16 protein-coding genes are annotated in these 19,351 nt (G+C 65.0%); 13 read left to right on the top strand and 3 right to left on the bottom strand.

Annotation, left to right across the window (positions count from 1 at the left end; translation table 11 throughout):
- Positions 1-24 precede the first annotated feature (24 nt).
- The 3 genes from uraH to ACFY5D_RS11215 all read left to right on the top strand — a co-directional run bounded on the left by uraH (position 25) and on the right by ACFY5D_RS11215 (position 2,958).
- The gene (uraH, locus tag ACFY5D_RS11225; RefSeq protein WP_387529269.1) at positions 25-369 is read left to right on the top strand and encodes a hydroxyisourate hydrolase; all 345 of its coding nucleotides are present in this window, start codon (positions 25-27) and stop codon (positions 367-369) included.
- Between the two features lie 4 nt (positions 370-373).
- Entirely contained in the window at positions 374-1,300 is a 927-nt protein-coding gene (gene pucL / locus ACFY5D_RS11220) for a factor-independent urate hydroxylase (protein WP_387529266.1), read from the top strand.
- A 77-nt stretch (positions 1,301-1,377) separates the two neighbouring features.
- Positions 1,378-2,958: a nucleobase:cation symporter-2 family protein gene (locus tag ACFY5D_RS11215; protein ID WP_387529263.1), complete on the top strand. Its 1,581-nt coding sequence runs from the start codon at positions 1,378-1,380 to the stop codon at positions 2,956-2,958.
- Positions 2,959-3,180: 222 nt separating this feature from the next.
- Here ACFY5D_RS11215 and ACFY5D_RS11210 read toward each other — a convergent pair whose 3' ends face one another.
- The gene (locus ACFY5D_RS11210; protein WP_387529260.1) at positions 3,181-3,945 is read right to left on the bottom strand and encodes an IclR family transcriptional regulator; all 765 of its coding nucleotides are present in this window, start codon (positions 3,943-3,945) and stop codon (positions 3,181-3,183) included.
- Positions 3,946-4,134: 189 nt separating this feature from the next.
- On the opposite strand from ACFY5D_RS11210, the gene ACFY5D_RS11205 reads away from it, so the two are divergent.
- The 5 genes from ACFY5D_RS11205 (at position 4,135) to ACFY5D_RS11185 (ending at position 9,942) form a co-directional block, all read left to right on the top strand.
- Positions 4,135-5,523 carry an NAD-dependent malic enzyme gene (locus ACFY5D_RS11205; RefSeq protein WP_387529257.1) on the top strand — a complete coding sequence of 463 codons (1,389 nt, stop codon included), beginning with the start codon at positions 4,135-4,137 and terminating at the stop codon, positions 5,521-5,523.
- Positions 5,524-5,541: 18 nt separating this feature from the next.
- A complete protein-coding gene (gene aceB, locus ACFY5D_RS11200) occupies positions 5,542-7,167 on the top strand; it encodes a malate synthase A (protein ID WP_387529254.1) in 1,626 nt (541 codons plus the stop codon).
- Positions 7,164-8,441 carry a DUF6986 family protein gene (locus tag ACFY5D_RS11195; RefSeq protein WP_387529251.1) on the top strand — a complete coding sequence of 426 codons (1,278 nt, stop codon included), beginning with the start codon at positions 7,164-7,166 and terminating at the stop codon, positions 8,439-8,441. The genes aceB and ACFY5D_RS11195 overlap by 4 nt, the downstream gene beginning before the upstream one ends.
- Entirely contained in the window at positions 8,434-9,270 is an 837-nt protein-coding gene (locus tag ACFY5D_RS11190) for a bifunctional allantoicase/(S)-ureidoglycine aminohydrolase (protein ID WP_387529248.1), read from the top strand. Before ACFY5D_RS11195 ends, ACFY5D_RS11190 begins: the two co-directional genes overlap by 8 nt.
- 156 nt (positions 9,271-9,426) lie before the next feature.
- Complete coding sequence (locus ACFY5D_RS11185; protein WP_387529245.1) at positions 9,427-9,942, top strand: GNAT family N-acetyltransferase; 516 nt, start codon at positions 9,427-9,429, stop codon at positions 9,940-9,942.
- Positions 9,943-10,255: 313 nt separating this feature from the next.
- On the opposite strand, the gene ACFY5D_RS11180 is transcribed toward ACFY5D_RS11185, so the two are convergent.
- Both ACFY5D_RS11180 and ACFY5D_RS11175 read right to left on the bottom strand, forming a co-directional pair.
- On the bottom strand, positions 10,256-11,008 hold the full coding sequence (locus ACFY5D_RS11180) for an aspartate/glutamate racemase family protein (protein WP_387529242.1): 753 nt from the start codon (positions 11,006-11,008) through the stop codon (positions 10,256-10,258).
- 43 nt (positions 11,009-11,051) lie between these two features.
- The gene (locus tag ACFY5D_RS11175; RefSeq protein WP_387529239.1) at positions 11,052-12,569 is read right to left on the bottom strand and encodes an NCS1 family nucleobase:cation symporter-1; all 1,518 of its coding nucleotides are present in this window, start codon (positions 12,567-12,569) and stop codon (positions 11,052-11,054) included.
- 313 nt (positions 12,570-12,882) lie between these two features.
- Between ACFY5D_RS11175 and ACFY5D_RS11170 the strand changes: the two genes are divergently transcribed.
- The 5 genes from ACFY5D_RS11170 to allB all read left to right on the top strand — a co-directional run bounded on the left by ACFY5D_RS11170 (position 12,883) and on the right by allB (position 19,224).
- On the top strand, positions 12,883-13,674 hold the full coding sequence (locus ACFY5D_RS11170; RefSeq protein WP_387529237.1) for a hydroxypyruvate isomerase family protein: 792 nt from the start codon (positions 12,883-12,885) through the stop codon (positions 13,672-13,674).
- A 42-nt stretch (positions 13,675-13,716) separates the two neighbouring features.
- Positions 13,717-14,628 carry a 2-hydroxy-3-oxopropionate reductase gene (locus ACFY5D_RS11165; protein ID WP_387529234.1) on the top strand — a complete coding sequence of 304 codons (912 nt, stop codon included), beginning with the start codon at positions 13,717-13,719 and terminating at the stop codon, positions 14,626-14,628.
- A 169-nt stretch (positions 14,629-14,797) separates the two neighbouring features.
- Positions 14,798-16,603: a glyoxylate carboligase gene (gene gcl / locus ACFY5D_RS11160; RefSeq protein WP_387529231.1), complete on the top strand. Its 1,806-nt coding sequence runs from the start codon at positions 14,798-14,800 to the stop codon at positions 16,601-16,603.
- 15 nt (positions 16,604-16,618) lie between these two features.
- The gene (locus tag ACFY5D_RS11155) at positions 16,619-17,785 is read left to right on the top strand and encodes a glycerate kinase (RefSeq protein WP_387529229.1); all 1,167 of its coding nucleotides are present in this window, start codon (positions 16,619-16,621) and stop codon (positions 17,783-17,785) included.
- A gap of 41 nt (positions 17,786-17,826) precedes the next feature.
- A complete protein-coding gene (gene allB, locus ACFY5D_RS11150; RefSeq protein ID WP_387529226.1) occupies positions 17,827-19,224 on the top strand; it encodes an allantoinase AllB in 1,398 nt (465 codons plus the stop codon).
- Positions 19,225-19,351 lie beyond the last annotated feature (127 nt).

The raw sequence follows: 19,351 nt of genomic DNA, 5'->3' as shown, positions 1-19,351 counted from the left end.
TTGAGGAGCTCTGAGCCCGCAATCATGACAAATCGCAGCCACATCACAACCCATGTACTCGACACCGGGACCGGGAGGCCTTCCTCCGGTGTCAAGGCCACGCTGGAAGCCAAGACGGCATCCGGTTGGCAAGAAATCGGAACCGGGGTGACCGACAGTGATGGTCGGATCGCAAACCTTGGTCCGGTGCAGGTTGAAGCAGGTGAATACCGGGTTTCGTTCGATACCGGTGCCTACTTCGGGTCGAAGGGTACGGAAACCTTCTTCCCCGCGGTAACGATCAATTTCCTGGTGAGTAACACCGCAGATCACTACCACGTACCCCTTCTTATCAGCCCGTTTGCATTTTCCACGTACCGAGGGAGCTAATACAATGACTGCCACAAACATCGACGCCGCTGTTTCGACAAAGATCGTCCTGGGCCAGAACCAGTACGGCAAGGCCGAAGTCCGGCTCGTCAAGATCACCCGCGACACCAAGCGCCACCAGATCGAGGACCTGAACGTCACCTCGCAACTCCATGGCGACTTCACCCGCGCGCACATCGACGGCGACAACGCCCTGGTGGTGCCCACCGACACCCAGAAGAACACCGTTTACGGCCTGGCCCGAGACGGCGTGGGCGCCGTCGAGAACTTCCTGGTCCGCCTGGGAACGCACTTCACCGGCGAATTCGACTGGATCACCGGCGGCCGCTGGTCGGCCGAGCAGTACTTCTGGGACCGCATCAACGACCACGATCACGCGTTCTCCCGGAACAAGTCAGAGGTCCGCACCGCGATCCTTGAGATTGCAAACGGCGAGAAGAACATTGTTGCCGGCATCCAGGGGCTTACTGTCCTGAAGTCCACCGGCAGCGAATTCAATGGCTTCCCCGTGGACCGCTACACCACGCTGCAGGAAACCTCGGATCGCATCCTGGCCACTGATGTCACCGCCCGTTGGCGCTACAACACCAAGGCTGTCAACGGGGGCGAGCTCGACTTCGACGCGATCTACGCCTCGGTCCGTGGGCACCTGCTCGCGGAATTCGCCAACAACCACTCGTACGCGCTGCAGCAGACCATGTTTGAAATGGGCCGTGCGGTGCTCGAGGCGCATCCCGAAATCGACGAGATCAAGATGTCGCTTCCCAACAAGCACCACTTCCTGGTGGACCTCACTCCGTTCGGCCAGGACAACCCCAATGAAGTCTTCTTCGCGGCAGACCGCCCGTACGGACTCATTGAAGCAACCATCACGCGTGAGGGAGTCCCCTCCACGCATCCGATCTGGGAAAACACACCCGGTTTTTGCTAAGCGATGAGTAAAGAGGGTGCGCCGGTGTAGCACCACCGGCGCACCCTTCATCGCAGCAACCGACTAGGAGGTCAGTTGTGAACGCTACGCAAGTCAAAAATACCAAACTTCGACCCGAGGACGAGCGGCTTCCCTTGGGCAGAACCATCGCCTATGGATTGCAGCATGTGCTGACCATGTACGGGGGCATCATCGCGCCACCCCTGATCATTGGCGGTGCCGCGGGGCTGTCCCCGGAAGAGATCGGCGTCTTGATCGCCAGCTGTCTTTTTGTCGGTGGACTCGCCACCATCCTGCAGACGGTGGGCATCCCGTTCTTCGGTTGCCAGCTGCCGCTGGTGCAGGGCACGTCGTTCGCCTCGGTGGCCACCATGGTGGCGATCGTCAATGGCGGCGGGGGGATCCAGGCCGTGTTCGGGGCCGTGCTCGCGGCCTCCGCCGTCGGCTTCCTGATAGCCCCCTTCTTCGCCAGGATCGTGCGTTTCTTCCCGCCGGTCGTCACCGGCGTGGTTATCACCATGATCGGCATTTCGCTGACGCCGGTTGCAGCCAACTGGGCCATGGGCGGAAACGCCAAGGCCGAGAACTACGGAAGCCTTGAAAACATCGGGCTCGCCGGCGCCACGCTCTTGATTGCGCTACTGCTTTCCAAGCTCGGCAACGCCGCCATCTCGCGCCTGTCGATCCTCCTGGCAATGGTGCTGGGAACCGTCCTGGCGCTGTTGCTGGGCATGGCGGACTTCTCGAAGGTCGGCCATGGCGCACTCTTTGCCTTCCCGCAGCCGCTGGCCTTCGGCTGGCCCGTCTTTGAACTCGGCGGCATCATTTCGATGACCATCGTGGTCCTGGTGATCCTCACGGAAACCACCGCCGACATCCTTGCCGTGGGCGAGATTGCGGGCACCAAGGTCGACTCGCGTCGCATCGCCGACGGCCTGCGCGCAGACATGGCATCAAGCATGGTGGCACCGTTCCTGAACACGTTCACGCAGAGCGCCTTCGCCCAGAACGTGGGCCTGGTGGCAATCACCGGCGTCAAGAGCCGCTTTGTGGTGACCGCCGGCGGCGGCATCCTGGTGGTGCTTGGCCTCCTGCCGATCCTGGGCAGGGTCGTTGCCGCCGTGCCCACCGCGGTGTTGGGCGGCGCGGGGATTGTCCTCTTCGGCACCGTTGCAGCTTCCGGCATTCGCACCCTGAGCAAGGTCAAGTACGAGGGAAACCTCAACCTGGTCATCGTTGCCACCTCGATTGCCTTCGGCTGCCTCCCGATCGTCAAGCCCGACTTCTACGATGCGTTCCCCACCTGGTTCGGGACGATTTTCCACTCGGGCATCAGCTCGGCCGCGGTCATGGCCATCCTGTTGAACCTGCTGTTCAACGAAATGAAGTTCGGCACCCCCAAGAAGGATGCCTCCGTGTTCGTCGCGGCTCCGCCGCGCATGGTGCGTGAAGAGGAAGTTCGCAGCCTGCTGGACGGGGACCACTACGAGGCAGGCAAACTGATCGACGCCAACGGCGACGAAGTGCCGGTGGTGAGCGACGAAGAGTTCAAGCAGGCCCTTGAACAGCACCAACAGGAGCTGTCCGGGGTCGGTGTTCGGGTTCCGGTCGAAAAAGCCGGACACAGGGTGAAAGGAAATGAGTTCAAACACGCCTAGGCGGGCGGGGACTGCAACTGCTAACCAGATGACTGGCGGGGCGGGTGATCGAAGGGGATGGGCCTTCCGATCACCCGCCCTGCCTTTGGGGGCGTTGCCCCGCCTCGGTGCGCGAGCCCAGCCCGGCCGAAACGCAGATCACCCGGGGCCGCATGGGCGGCCCCGGGTGATCTGCATGCTCGGCCGGCTGGAATTCTGCCTTGGCCGATGGTCCGCGAACGGTCAGTCGACGCGCACGGCAAGGGAGCTGGACAGCTGGTGGGCGGCGTTCCTGAGTTCGGGAATCGCGCGTTCGGCGAAGGCCTCGGTGACACGGGTGACGGGCCCGGAGATCGAGATTGCCATCGGTGTCGGCGCGCCGGGCACGGCCATGGCGAAGCAGCGCACGCCAAGTTCCTGCTCTTCTTCGTCGATTGCGTATCCTCGGCGGCGAATCTGTTCCAGATCGGCAAAGAGGCGGCTCACGGTGGTGATGGTGTTCGGGGTGTACACGGCCATTCCGGCCTGGTCGACAAGGCGACGAACCCGATCATCATCCAGGACGGACAGGATGGCCTTGCCGACGCCGGTTCCGTGAAGGGTGGAACGGCGCCCGACCTCGGTGATCATGCGCATGGACTGCGGCGACTGCGCCTGGGCGATGTAGGTGACCATGTCGCCGTCCAGGACAGCGATGTTCGCCGATTCCCCCAAGGTGTTCACCAGGTTCTTGAGCACCGGTGTGGCCAGGGCGCCGAGCTGACGGTTGGCGACCTCGCCAAGGCGGATAAGTCGCGGGCCCAAGGAGTATCGTCGGTTCGCCAGCTGCCGGACGTAACCGATGCCAACGAGGGTCCGCAGCAAGCGGTGGATGGTCGGCAGCGGCAGTGGGGTGTCGACCGCGAGTTCGCTGAGAGCGGCCTCGCCGCCGGCTCGGGCGATGACTTCCAGCAGCTCAAATGCACGTTCAACGGACTGGACGCCGGACGCCGCCTTGGGTTCGGACATTGCGAAGCTCCTCATAAGTGGGGGATCGATGGATGGGTCTGTACTTAACTTACCGGAGAGCGTGATAATTATTCCGCGATCCGGAAGTGCGGCGGAAAATGTATGAGCCAAGCCACAAACGGGGCTTGTATTTTCATCCTGTAGATAATAGTATCCACTATACGGAAAACTTTTCTCGAGGAGGACCTCATGGCTGTACCTAGCCCAGGCTATTCACTGACCCTTCGGGTCGAAACCCCTGCAACGATTACTGCAACGAGTGAACTCGCCGCTGCAGTTGGCAAGGCCGGCGGTGCGATCACCGCGCTGGACGTGACCGAATCCGGTCATGACCACATGGTCGTCGACGTCAGCTGCAACACCACCGATGCGGCCCACGGGGATCTCATTCGAGACGCTCTCAACGCGCTCGAGGGCGTCACCGTCCGCAACGTCTCCGACCGCACCTTCCTGATGCACCTCGGCGGCAAGCTCGAGGTTGTCCCCAAGGTCGCACTGCGCAACCGCGACGACCTCTCCCGCGCCTACACCCCGGGTGTTGCCCGCGTCTGTTTGGCAATCGCCGAGAACCCGGCGGCCGCCCGCAACCTGACCATCAAGCGCAACACCATTGCCGTTGTCACCGATGGTTCCGCAGTCCTTGGCCTGGGCAACATCGGCCCGGCCGCGGCACTGCCGGTCATGGAAGGCAAGGCCGCACTGTTCAAGCAGTTCGCCAACGTCGATGCCTGGCCGGTCTGCCTGGACACCCAGGACACCGAAGAGATCATCATGATCGTCAAGGCCCTCGCCCCCGTCTACGGCGGCGTGAACCTCGAGGACATCGCAGCCCCGCGCTGCTTCGAGATCGAAGCGCGCCTGCGCGAGGAACTCGACATCCCGGTCTTCCACGATGATCAGCACGGCACCGCAATCGTCACCCTCGCCGCGTTGACCAACGCGCTGCTGGTGGTCGGCAAGCAGATCGACAAGATCAAGATCGTCGTCTCCGGCGTTGGCGCCGCGGGCAACGCGATCATCCAGCTCTTGGCCGCACGCGGCGCAAACAACATCATCGCCTGTGGTCGCAACGGCGCCATCAGCAGTGCGGATGTCTCTCCCGATGCGCACCGCAACTGGCTGGCCGAAAACACCAACCCGGAGCAGTTCACCGGAACGCTCAAGGAAGCAGTGGTCGGAGCCGACGTCTTCATCGGCGTCTCCGCACCGAACATCCTGGACGAGGCGGACATTGCCGCCATGAACAAGGATGCAATCGTCTTTGCCATGGCAAACCCGGACCCGGAAGTCGACCCGGCTGCAGCCGGACGCCACGCGGCCATCGTCGCCACCGGCCGTTCCGACTTCCCGAACCAGATCAACAACGTGCTCGCGTTCCCCGGTTTCTTCCGTGGCCTGCTCGATGCCGGAGTCTCCGACATCACCGACTCCATGTTGTTGGCGGCAGCCGATGCAATCGCCGCCCGCGTGAGCCAAGATGAGCTGAACCCGGGATTCATCATCCCGAGCGTCTTTGACCCGCATGTGGCCTCCGATGTGGCCGAAGCGGTTGCCCACGCGGCAGCCAAGAACAAGTAGCAAGAAAGAGCGCCTCCAATGACTATCACCGTCACCCACTACCCGGCCGTTGCACAGGCCCAGGAGATCCTTTCCGCCGAGGCACTGGCCTTCGTCGGAAAGCTGCACGAAAAGTTCGCAACCACCCGCGACGCCCTGCTTGAGACCCGCGTCTCGGCCCGCGCCGAGGCAGCCCGCACCGGAACCCTGGACTTCAACCCGGCCACCGCCGAGATCCGCGACGGCGACTGGAAGGTCGCCCCGGCTCCTGCAGCGTTGCAGGACCGCCGCGTGGAAATCACCGGCCCGGCCACCCCCGCCAAGATGGCCATCAACGCGCTGAACTCCGGCGCCAAGGTCTGGCTTGCGGACCTCGAGGATGCCTCGACCCCGACCTGGCACAACGTCATCGACGCCCTGGCCAACCTGGGCAGCGCCGCCCGCGGCACCCTGAAGTTCGTGTCCCCGGAGGGCAAGGAATATGCCCTGCGCACCGACGCGCCGCTGGCCACCGTCGTGGTCCGCCCGCGCGGCTGGCACATGGAAGAAGCCAACCTGCTGATCAACGGCGAAGCCACCGTCGGCGCCCTCGTCGACTTCGGCCTGCACTTCTTCCACAACGCCAAGGTTCTCAGCGAATCGGGCCAGGGCCCGTTCTACTACCTGCCGAAGATGGAGTCCGCCCTCGAGTCCCGCCTGTGGAACGAGGTCTTCACCTTCGCCGAGGCCGAGCTGGGCATCGAGCACGGCACCATCCGCGCCACCATGCTCATCGAGACCATCCCGGCCGCATTCCAGATGGACGAGATGCTCTTCGAGCTGCGCGACTACGCCTCGGGCCTGAACGCCGGCCGCTGGGACTACCTCTTCTCCATCATCAAGTACTTCCGCGAGGCCGGCGAAAAGTTCATCATGCCCGACCGCGCCGACGTCGCGATGACGGCCCCGATGATGCGTGCCTACACCGAGCTCCTGGTGCAGACCTGCCACAAGCGCGGAGCCTTCGCGATGGGCGGCATGGCCGCGGTCATCCCGAACCGCCGCGAACCCGAGGTCACCGCCGCTGCCTTCGACAAGGTCCGCAACGACAAGACCCGCGAGGCCAACGACGGCTTCGACGGTTCCTGGGTTGCACACCCGGACCTGGTCTCGATCTGCAAGGACGTCTTCGACTCGGTGCTCGGCGAGAAGCCGAACCAGGTCGATCGCCTGCGCCCGGAGGTCTCCGTCACCGCCGACCAGCTGCTCGACGTCGCCTCGGCGCCGGGCTCTGTCACCGAGGCCGGAGTCAACGCCAACCTCTACGTGGCGGTTGCCTACACCGCCGTGTGGCTCTCGGGCACCGGTGCCGTGGCCATCCACAACCTCATGGAGGACGCCGCAACCGCGGAGATCTCCCGTTCGCAGATCTGGCAGCAGATCAACAACAAGGTCGTTGCCGCCGACACCGGCAACATCATCACCGCCGAACTCGTCTCCAAGGCCCTCGCCGTCCAGGTTGAGAAGCTGCGCAGCGAGGTCGACAACGCCGCGGAATTCGAGAAGTACTACGTCCCGGCCGCGACCCTCATCGGCCGCCTGGTCTCGGGCCGTGAGGAAGACTTCGAGGACTTCCTCACGCTTCCGGCCTACCGCCTGCTGAGCACCGAACTGGTGGCCAAGTGAGCCCCCGTCACGCACTTGATGCCGCGGCCCTGGCCGAGGTTGAATCGCGCCTGGCAGCCACCGACGGGTTGCTGGCAAACAGCTACCCGGGTGACGACGGGCGTCGCCAGCCCATCCACACCGCCTACGTCCCCGCAGACCGCTTCACCCCTGGGCTTCCGGCCCAGTGGGGCGCGGACGCGCTGACCGCCGCGGGCGGCTTTGCCGGTCTTGCAGCACTGGCCCAGAAGCTCGGGCTGGAAAACCCCGCGGCCCTGGCCGAGCTGGTGGCCGCGAAGCTGAACAGCGAACCCATCGAGGACCTGCGGCTGGACTTCGAGGACGGATTCGGCGTCCGCAGCGACGCCGAGGAAGACGCTGCCGTCGTCGAGGCCGCCCGCCAGGTGTTCAAGGCCGTCGCCGACGGCGTGGCCCCGCCGTTCATCGGCATCCGCTTCAAGTGCTTCGAGGCACCCACCCGTGCCCGCGCACTGCGCACCCTTGACCTGTTCATTTCCGAACTCGTCGCCCAGGGTCCGCTGCCGGAGGGACTGGTGCTGACGCTTCCCAAGGTCACCACGATCGCCCAGGTCGAGGCCATGGTCTACGTCTGCGAAAAGCTCGAGGAGGTGCACGGCCTGCCCGCAGGCCGCCTGCGCTTCGAGGTGCAGATGGAAACCCCGCAGCTGATCCTCTCGCACGAGGGCACCGTGCCCTCCGCCGCGTTGATCCACGCCGGCAAGGGACGCGTTTCCTCGCTGCACTACGGCACCTACGACTACTCGGCCTCGCTGGGTATAGCGGCGGCCTACCAGTCGATGGAGCACCCCGCTGCGGACTACGCCAAGAACGTCATGCAGGTGGCGGTCGCCGGCACCGGCGTGCACCTGTCCGACGGCTCGACGAACATCCTGCCGCTGGGCGATCCCGAGGCCATGGAACGCGCCTGGGCACTGCATGCCCGACTGGTGCGTCGCCACCTGGAACGCGGCATCTACCAGGGCTGGGACCTGCACCAGAACCAGCTGGCCACCCGCTACCTGGCAACCTACGCGTTCTACCGCGAGGGTTTCGAGGCAGCAGCGGCCCGCCTGCGCAACTACGTGCACAAGATCGAGTCCGCGATCATGGACGAGCCCGCAACCGCCAAGGCGCTTGCGAACTTCATCCGCCGCGGCCTGATCTGCGGCGCGCTGACCGCAGAGGAGATTACGGCCAAGGCCGAAATTTCCGTATCCACCCTTGAATCGATCGCCCTGGCGCGAGCAACACAGACGGAGGAATCCAATGCCTAACACCGAGACTCGTGCCGATGCCAGCTACTACACGAACTACGGCGGACACCCGCCGCAGACCGATCTGCTGACCGACCGCGCCATCGTCACCGAGGCGTACACGGTGATCCCGCGCGGCGTGCTGCGCGACATCGTCACCTCCGTGTTCCCCGAGTGGACGGGCACCCGGGCTTGGGTGCTGAACCGCCCGGTTGCCGGCGGTTCGACCACCTTCGCCCAGTCGATCGTGGAGGTCACCCCGGGTGGCGGCTCGCAGAAGCCGGAGCCGCAGGCCGAGGTCCAGTCGTTCATCTTCGTCGTCGCCGGCGAGCTGACCGTGACCATCAACGGTGCCGAGCACAAGCTGGAAGAGGGCGGCTACGCCTACGTCCCGGCCGGTGCCGAATGGTCCGTGCTGAACAACGGCGCCGAAATTGCCACCTTCCACTGGATCCGCAAGCGCTACGAGCCGCTGGCCGGCGTCGCGGCACCGGGCCCGGTCGTTGGCAACGAGAAGAACGTCGTTCCGGGCGCAATGCCGGGCACCGAGGGCAAGTGGCGCACCACGCGCATGCTTGATCCCGAGGATGTGGCGTTCGACTTCGGCGTGAACATCGTGACCTTCGAACCTGGTGCGTCGATTCCGTTCGCGGAAACCCACGTCATGGAGCACGGCCTGTACGTGCTCGAGGGCAAGGCCGTCTACCGCCTGAACGCCGACTGGGTCGAGGTCGAGGCCGGCGACTACATGTCGCTGCGTGCCTTCTGCCCGCAGGCTTGCTACGCCGGTGGACCGTCGAACTTCCGCTACTTGCTGTACAAGGACCAGAATCGCCAGATTGCCTTGTAGTCCGTCGGCCTCCGGGTCATAATGGATTTTGTCGGGCCGGTGGACCTCTTTACGGGGGTTTGCTGGCCCGGCTTTTTTGTTGCCCGAGGGGAACTGAAACGCGGGGGACACCGCGGAGAAACGCCGTCGACACGGGAGCTTGGAAAACTGGTGGACATGAAGGCACCCATTCGAAGAGCCGATCCCCGCGAGCCGCTGGTGGCTGCCATGATCGGTGAGCACCTGGCCGAGATGGCCCCCACCGCCCCGTCAGACAGTCGTCACGCCTACCCTGCGGCGGCGCTTTCTGAGGCTGGCATCGCACTCTACGCCGCCGAACATCAGGGACGGCCGGTGGCGCTGGGGGCACTACACTTCTTCGCCCCCGGACGAGCCGAGCTGAAGAGCATGCGCACCGATGTGGCACACCGCGGCCAGGGTCTGGGGCGGTCCATGCTGGACCACCTTATCGACGTGGCCCGCCGCGGCGGGATTCGCGAGATCTTGTTGGAGACCGGAACCCACCCACAGTTCGCCCCGGCGAGGGCCATGTATGCAGCGGCCGGGTTCGAGCCCTGTGCACCGTTTGACGGCTACTGCGAGGATCCGCACAGCGTGTATCTGCGCCTTGGGTTGGCGGTCGTGGATGCGCAAGGATACACCTCGAAAATCGTGACTTCCGAGGGGCGCTAACCTGCGGCAGCACGCCCTTCTTTTCCGTGCTCCGGTCAGATGGACGGTGCACCGTTTGTATTAGCAATTGTTGCAGCCACCCGCGCTGTTGCTGAAGGGGGAATCTCCCCGGGATGCCTCTGCGAGGGCGCCGAAGCAGGGTTGCATGAATCCACGGCCGGGTGCGGACAGCCCGGCATTCCAGACATGTTCTTGGGGATGGTGCCGGGTGCCGGGAGTGGATGAGTTCGTCACGCGGCACTTCCCCGAACCCCAAAAAAGAAGGTCCTCTGCAGTCAAGCTGCAGAGGACCTTCTTCTTCATGGTCTCGGAATCAGTGGGATGCCACGTCAGCCGCGATGTTTTCGTTGGTGATCGGCCACCCGGTCACGACCTTGGGTCGCGGTGTGGCGTAGGTGCGGACCTTCGAGGTGCTCAGGCCCAGGCGGACCAGGGATTCGGCGATCGTCACCGCTGCCCGAACGCCATCCACGATGGGAACCCCTGTCGCCGCTGCAACCTTTGCCTCAAGTTCCGCCATGCCGCCGCAGCCAAGCACAATGACCTCTGCCTTGTCGTTTTCCACGGCCTGGCGGGACTGTTCCACGATCGCCGCCACGGCTCGCTCCGGATCGGATTCGAGCTCCAGCACGCCCAGCCCGCTGGCCCGGACCGATGCGCAACGATCGGTGAGCCCGGCCAGCTTCAGCCGGTCCTCGATCAATGGAACGGTGCGATCCAGTGTGGTCACCACCGAGTACTTGTGCCCCAGGAACTGGGCCGTCGATGCGGCGGCCTCGGTGATGTCCACGACCGGAACGTCGAGCAGTTCCTGCAGGCCCTCGCGGCCGTGTTCGCCGTAACCCGCCTGGATGACTGCATCGAATGGCTCGGTGTAGTTCACCACTTTGTCCATCACCGCGATAGCCGCCAGGTAGCTCTCAAAGTTTCCTTCGCAGGAGTCTGCGCCGAAGTTTGGAGTCAGCTCGATGATTTCGGTGCCCGGCGAGGCAGCCGAGCGGGCCGAGTCGCCGATCGAACGGGTCATGCTGGCCGTGGTGTTGACGTTGAGGACCAGAATTCGCATGTTGAAACTCCTTGGTGGCTATCGAACGGGGGATGGAAGCCGGTTAGTGGGTTGGGGCGACAGCGATTTCTTCGCCGCTGACGTCCTTGTATTCCTTGCCGTGCTTGGAGATGGCAAGGTAAACGACCGCACCCAGACCGGAGCCAATGAACCAGGCGAAGGAGGAAAGGTGGGTGAAGGCCGGTGAGAAGGCGAGGACCAGGGCCGCGATTGCGGAAATGACCAGGGCAATGACTGCCCGGAAGTTCACGCCACGGGTGAAGAAGTAGGTGCCGGTCGGGCTGGTGCGGTACAGGTCGGGGATGTTGACCTTGGCGCGGCGCATGACCCAGTAGTCGGCCATGATGATGCCGAACAGCGGGCCGAGGATGGCGCCCAGGCCGCCCAGGAAGTAGGTGATGACTGCGGGGGAGTTGTAGAGGTTCCACGGCAGGATCAGCAGGCCGATGACGCCCGAGATCATTCCGGCCCGGCGGAAGTTCAGGTGCTTCGGGAAGAGGTTCGTCAGCGCGTAGATCGGGGCGACGAAGTTTGCCATCAGGTTCACGGCAATGGTCAGGACCAGCAGGGCCGTCGAGGCGGCCAGCAGCAGGAAGGTGTTCGGGATGGATTCAACAACATCCGAAGGGCTCTGGATGATGGTGCCGTCGATCTTGAACTGGGCGCCGGTCATCACGACCACGATCACGCCGAAGAGCAGCATGTTCAGCGGAATGCCGTAGAAGTTGCCGCGCACGATCGAGCCCTTGGACTTGGCGCCGCGGGTGAAGTCGCAGAAGTTCAGCACGAAGGTGGCGTAGATGGAAACCCACAGTGCGCCGCCGCCCAGAATGCCGAGCCACATGTCTACGCCGGTCTTGGCTTCGCCGGTCGACCATGCGATGGAACCGCCGGCCTGGATGAACATCCAGATGGCCAAGGCGCCCATGGTGAAAAGGATGATGGGGCCTGCGAAGGCCTCATACTTGCGGATCATTTCCATGCCGTAGCTGACGATGACCAGCTGGATGGCCCAGAGGGACACGAAGCAGATCCAGCCGAGCGTGGAGAGCCCGAGGAAGTTGTTGGCGTTGATGGCCGCGGCACCCGGTGCCACTGCAAGAACCATGACCGACAGGACCACGGAGGCCAGGTAGGTCTGGATGCCGAACCAGGCAACGGCGACTGCGCCACGGATCAGTGCGGGGATTTGTGCCCCGCGGATGCCGAAGGCGATGCGGCTCATGACCGGGAACGGGACGCCGGTCTTTTCTCCCATGAACCCGGAGAAGGTCAGGAGCCCGAAGAGAAGCAAAGCGCCAAATCCGAGGGCCAGCAGGATCTGCCAACCACCCAAACCGAGAGCGAAAAGACCGATGGCAAACGCGTAGTTTCCAAGGGAGTGAACATCGTTGGCCCACAGCGTGAAGATGCTGTAGCTGGACCAGGTCCGACCCTTCTTGGTAGTCGGTGCCAGGTCGTTGTTGTAGAGCGTTGCACTGAGGTCATGGGGGTTGAGCTCAAGCGGGTCGACGATGGCTGGAGCCTTCAGTCGGGGGGTGCTCACATTTGGGGTGGTCATGGGATCTGCGCCTTTCGGCCGAGCGGTGTGATGGGGATTACAGCTGCTGTGAAAAATGATGACACGATTCCACCCAAAAGAAAAGCATTTCCGCATTGTGGAAATGTAGTGGAATGCCGACGTGGGCAAATGCGTGAGGCGCGGCCATTTTGAGACTGTATTATCTGCGCCATTACCAGCATTGTCGCGCGGCAAGGTCGCTCATCGATCGGAATTGAAACCCCTTGACAGTGACCGGCGCCACTGGCTAAAGTTCTCATAAAGCAATAATCATATTTCGCTCTGCGGAAATAATCCTGTGAAGGAGTCGAAGATGTCTTACACCGTCAACTGTTCAATCCTGCTGACCGAGCTTCCGTTGCTCGAACGCGCCGAAGCGGCCAAGGCTGCGGGGTTCGACAGCGTCGAATTCTGGTGGCCATTTGCCACGGCTGTCCCTGAAGATGCAGACGTGGACGCCTTCGTTGCCTCCATCAAGAACGCAGGCGTTCAGCTTGCGGGACTGAACTTCTTCGCAGGCGACATGCCCGCGGGCGACCGTGGTCTTGTTTCCTGGATTGGCCGCGACTCCGAATTCAAGGACAATGTTGCCGTTGTTGCAGCCATCGGCGAGGCCACCGGTTGCAAGGCATTCAACGCCCTGTACGGAAACCGCCAGGACGAGCACACCCCGCAGGAGCAGGACGCGCTCGCGTTGGAGAACCTGCTCGTCGCAACCGCCGGCGTGGCATCCATCGGCGGCACGGTGCTCATCGAGCCCGTCTCCGGCACCCCCGCCTACCCGCTGAAGACCGCCGCTGACGCTCTGTCGGTCGTCAACAAGGTCAAGGAAGCGGGCACCGGAAACATCGCGCTGCTCGCCGATTTCTTCCACCTGTCGGTCAACGGCGACGACGTCGCCGCTGTCATCGAAAAGCACGCCCACGAATTCGGCCACGTGCAGATCGCCGACGCGCCGGGCCGCGGCGCACCAGGAACCGGAACCCTGCCGCTGGGCGAGTGGATCACTCGGTCCCGCGAACTTGGCTACACCGGAGGCATCGCCCTGGAGTATAAGCAGGAACGCGAAACCGCCTTCAACTGGCTGATCCGCCAGAACGCCTAACGCCACCCCCGTCACGGACCCAAGAATTTTCAGGAGCAAAACATGTCGAACACCCAAAACGTCGCCTTCATCGGTCTCGGAATCATGGGCCTGCCCATGGCCATCAACCTGACCAAGGCCGGCTTCAACGTCACGGGCTACAACCGCAGCCCGGAAAAGGTCGCTGAACTCGTCGCCGCCGGCGGCACGGGCGCCGCCAGCGTTGCCGAGGCCGTCGCCGGCGCCGACGTCATCATCACCATGGTTCCGGACTCCGCCGACGTCGAAGGCGTCGTCACCGGCGAGGACGGCGTCTTCGCCAACGCGAAGCTGGGCGCCCTGTGGATCGACAACTCCTCGATCCGCCCGGACGTGGCGGCACGCCTGTCCAACGAGGCCCGCGCCGCAGGCATCCGCCCGCTGGACGCCCCGGTCTCCGGCGGCGAAGCAGGCGCCATCGACGCAGTCCTCTCCATCATGGTGGGTGGCGACAGCGCCGACTTCGCGGATGCAGAAGTGGTCCTGAACGCAGTGGGCAAGACCATCGTCCACGTGGGACCCTCCGGTTCCGGTCAGACCGTCAAGGCAGCCAACCAGCTGATCGTTGCCGCCAACATCCAGGCGCTCAGCGAGGCGGTCGTCTTCCTCGAGGCCTACGGCGTGGACACCGACGCTGCACTCAAGGTGCTCGGCGGCGGCTTGGCCGGCTCCAAGGTCCTTGACCAGAAGGGCCAGAAGATCCTGGACCGCAACTTCGAGCCCGGCTTCCGCCTGGCCCTGCACCACAAGGACATGGGCATCGTGACCTCTGCGGCCCGCGAGGCCGGGGTGATCCTCCCGCTCGGTGCCATCGTTGCCCAGCTCGTGGCCTCCACCGTGGCCAGCGGCGACGGCGCGCTCGACCACTCGGCACTGTTCCGCGGTGTCGAGCGTCTCTCCGGCAAGTCCGAGGTTGCGGCTCTTTCCGCTTCCTAAGGTTTCGGGCCCCGCCTCCTGGCGGGGCCCGGTAAGGCTCGGTCGCCGGCATGCGTTCCCTGATGCTCCCCGGCGACCGTAAAACTTCCCAACGATTCACATTTTTCCCCGGACGACCAACCCCATCAGACAGGTCGGGACCCGGGCCACAAGCTAAGGACGAGGACCCATGACCAAGATGCGCGCAGTAGACGCCATTGCACTGATTCTGGAAAAGGAAGGCGCAACCGAAGCCTTCGGCCTTCCAGGTGCCGCCATCAACCCGCTGTACTCGGCCATGAAGGCCCACGGCGGCATCCGCCACACGCTGGCCCGCCACGTTGAGGGTGCCAGCCACATGGCAGACGGCTACTCCCGTGCCACCGGCAAGATCGGACTGTGCCTTGGCACCTCCGGCCCGGCAGGCACCGACATGATCACCGGCCTGTACGCCGCGATCGCCGACTCCATCCCGATGCTCTGCATCACGGGCCAGGCGCCGACCGACAAGCTGCACAAGGAAGACTTCCAGGCAGTGGACATCGAGACCATCGCCAAGCCGGTCACCAAGTTCGCCGCCACCATCCTGGAGCCGGGCCAGATCCCGGGCTACTTCGCCAAGGCCTTCCAGATCATGCGCTCGGCACGTCCCGGCCCGGTCCTGCTTGACCTGCCGATCAACGTTCAGCTGGCCGAGATCGAATTCGACATCGACGCCTACGAGCCGCTGGCCGCAGACAAGCCTGCGGCAACCCGCGCCCAGATCGAGAAGGTCCTGGACATGCTGGTCGCGGCGGAGCGCCCGATCATCATCTCCGGCGGCGGCGTCATCAACGCCAACGCCTCGGCACAGCTCGTCGAGCTGGCCGAACTGCTGAACATCCCGGTCTCCCCGACCCTGATGGGCTGGGGCTCGATCCCGGACGACCACCGCCTGCAGTCGGGCATGGTCGGCATCCAGACCCACACCCGCTACGGCAACGTCTCCTTCCTGGCCTCCGACTTCGTGCTGGGCATCGGCAACCGCTGGGCCAACCGCCACACCGGCGGCCTGGACACGTACCGCAAGGGCCGCAAGTTCGTGCACATCGACATCGAGGCCACCCAGATCGGCCGCGTGTTCGCGCCGGACCTGGGCGTCACCTCCGACGCCGCCGCAGCGATCGAGCAGCTGCTCGCCGCAGCCCGCGACCGCAAGGCCGCTGGCACGCTGCCGGACTACTCGGCCTGGGCCGACGAGTGCACCGCCCGCAAGTCGACGCTGCACCGCAAGACCAACTTCGACAACATCCCGATCAAGCCGCAGCGCGTGTACCAGGAGATGAACACGGCCTTCGGCCGCGACACCACCTACGTGTCCACGATCGGCCTGAGCCAGATCGCCGGCGCGCAGATGCTGCACGTCTACGGCCCGCGCCAGTGGATCAACGCAGGCCAGGCCGGCCCGCTGGGCTGGACCGGTCCCGCCGCCCTGGGCGTCGTCCGTGCCAAGCCGAACTCCACCGTCGTCGCCCTCTCCGGCGACTACGACTTCCAGTTCATGATCGAGGAACTGGCCGTCGGCGCGCAGTTCAAGCTGCCGTACATCCACGTCGTGGTCAACAACTCCTACCTGGGCCTGATCCGCCAGTCGCAGCGTCCGTTCGAGATGGATTACCACGTCTCGCTGGGCTTCGACAACATCAACTCCCCGGAGACCAACGGCTACGGCGTGGACCACATCAAGGTCGCCGAGGGCTTGGGCTGCAAGGCCGTGCGCGTCGAGGATCCGTCCAAGCTCGCCGAAGCCTTCGCCGAGGCAGGCCGCCTGGTCAAGGAATTCCAGGTGCCGGTTGTCGTCGAGGTCATCCTGGAACGGGTGACAAACATCGCCATGGGTGCTGAACTGGATGCAGTCAACGAGTTCGAGGACTTGGCCGCCGCCGCCGAGGACGCGCCGAGCGCGCTGGTCCTCATGGATGCCGAGACCGGTCTTCGGGCCGACATCTCCGCCTAAAGGAACCCTCCGATCATGCTGGTAGTTATCGCCTCCGACAAGTTCAAGGGCTCCCTCACCGGGGCCCAGGTGGCCAGTGCCGTCGAGACGGGCCTGGGACGCAAGATCCCGGGGCTGCGCACCCGCGTGGTGCCCGTGGCGGACGGCGGCGAGGGCACGCTCAGCGCGGCCCTTGAAACCGGATTCATTGCCCGGGACCTGGCGGTCGCGGGCCCCACCGGGGAACCCGTGCAGGGTTCCATCGGGCTCCGCGAAGGAACCGCGGTCGTCGAACTGGCGACCGCCTCCGGGCTGGACCTGCTTCCGGGCGGGACGAAGGACCCGCTGGGGGCTACAAGCTTTGGGACGGGTGAACTCATCGCTGCCGCGCTGGACGCCGGGGCACGGGAAATCGTGCTCGGCGTCGGCGGCAGCGCCTGCACCGACGGGGGAGCCGGAATGATCCAGGCCCTCGGGGCCCGCCTGCTGGATGCTTCGGGTGCCGAGCTGCCACGCGGCGGCGGGGCCCTGGCGGACCTGGCCAGCGTGGACCTCGGCGGGCTTGACCCGCGCATTGCCGGGAGCGCCGTGGTGCTCGCCGCCGACGTGGACAACCCGCTCACCGGCCCCAACGGGGCGGCGGCGGTGTTCGGTCCGCAGAAGGGCGCGAGCCCGCAGGACGTCGAGCTCCTCGACGCCGGCCTTGCCAACTTCGCCCGCGTGCTTGGCCTGGCCCTGGACCCCGAACGGGTGGCCGCCCAGGCGGTTGCCCCGGGGGCCGGCGCCGCCGGCGGCGTGGGCTTCGCGGCCCTGGCCGTCCTCGGCGCGACCCGAAGGCGCGGCATCGACGTGGTCCTGGAACTCACCGGTCTGGAACGCGCGCTCGAGGGCGCCGACGCGGTGATCACCGGCGAGGGCAGCCTCGACAGCCAGTCGCTCGAGGGCAAGACGCCGATCGGGGTGGCCGAGCTTGCGGCCCGCCACTCGGTCCCCGTCTTCGCCATCTGCGGGCGGACGCTGCTGGGCGCGGACGAACTGAAGGCCGCGGGATTCGTGCACGTTGTCTCCCTGCAGGAACTCGAACCGGATGTCCGTCGTTCAATGGACAACGCCGAGGCCCTGGTGATCCAGGCCGCGGAGCGCATCGCACCGATGCTGCTGGGTGCCGCCGATCCTTCCGACCTGAACACAGTCGTCAGCTAGCACCCTCCCATCACACCTCAACAACGTAAGGAATGAATCCCATGAGCAACACAGAGCTCGCCGCGGACACGACGCCAAGCGATGATTCAGCGCATGGCGCCGGTGCCGATTACGACCTGGTGATCCGTGGCGAGCACATCGTCACCACCGCAGGCACCGTCGCACGTGAGGTCGGCATCCGCGCCGGCAAGATCGTCGCCATCGAGCCGCTGGGCAACAACCTGCGTGGCGCGACGACCATCGACCTGACCGACGAGGAGGTGCTGATCCCGGGCCTCGTGGACACCCACGTGCACGTCAACGAGCCAGGCCGCACCGAATGGGAGGGCTTCGAGTCCGCCACCAAGGCCGCCGCCGCCGGCGGCGTGACCACCATCGTGGACATGCCCCTGAACTCCATCCCGCCGACCGTCAACGTCGAGGCGCTGGAACTCAAGCAGGCCGCGGCACGCCCGAAGGCCTTCGTCGACGTGGGATTCTGGGGCGGTGCCATCCCGGGCAACAAGACCGACCTGCGCAAGCTGCACGACGCCGGCGTCTTCGGCTTCAAGTGCTTCCTGCTGCACTCGGGCGTCGAGGAGTTCCCGTACCTTGAGCCGGACGAGATGGAAGACGACATGGGCGAGATCGCGTCGTTCGACTCGATGATGCTGGTCCACGCCGAGGATTCGCGCGCCATCGACCGCGCGCCGAACGCCGAGGGCGACCACTACGACCGCTTCCTGGCCTCGCGCCCGCGCGGTGCGGAGAACGTTGCCGTCGCAGAGGTCATCGAGCGCGCCCGCTGGACCGGGGCCCGCGCCCACATCCTGCACCTGTCCTCCTCCGATGCCCTGGCCATGATCCAGTCGGCCAAGCGCGACGGCGTGAAGCTGACGGTCGAGACCTGCCCGCACTACCTCACGCTGCTTTCCGAGGAGATCCCGGACGGCGCCACCGCGTTCAAGTGCTGCCCGCCGATCCGCGAGGCCTCCAACCGCGAGCTGCTCTGGAAGGGCCTGGAGGACGGCGTCATCGACTGCATCGTCTCCGACCACTCGCCGTCCACGCTGGACCTGAAGGACATCGAAAACGGCGACTTCGGGGTGGCCTGGGGCGGCGTCGCATCGCTGCAGCTGGGCCTGGCCCTGATCTGGACCGAGGCGCAGCGCCGCGGCATCAAGCTGGAAACCGTGCTCAAGTGGATGTCCACCCGTCCGGCGGAAATCGCGGGCCTGCACCACAAGGGCGCCATCGCGCTGGGCAACGACGCGGACTTCGCGTTCTTCGCCCCGGGCGACAGCTTCGTGGTCGACGTGAACAAGCTGCACCACAAGAACCCGATTTCCCCGTACCAGGGCAAGGTTCTCGCGGGCAAGGTCCGCCGCACGTTCGTCCGCGGCACCGAGGTCGACTTCAAGACCCCCAAGGGCCAGCTGATCCGCCGCGGCGAGATCTAGGCCGCAGCACCACCGGAAACTTCCCGGGCCGTTCCCTCACAGTTCAGTGACCAAGGGGGAGCGGCCCGGGTTTTTTCATGCCCCGGAGCGTGCCGCGCGGCAAGCAATGCGGCCAAGCAAGAGGGTG

It is taken from the genome of Paeniglutamicibacter sp. NPDC012692 (genome assembly GCF_042901625.1).
Lineage (GTDB): Bacteria > Actinomycetota > Actinomycetes > Actinomycetales > Micrococcaceae > Paeniglutamicibacter.
This window is presented reverse-complemented; position numbering and strand designations above follow the sequence as displayed.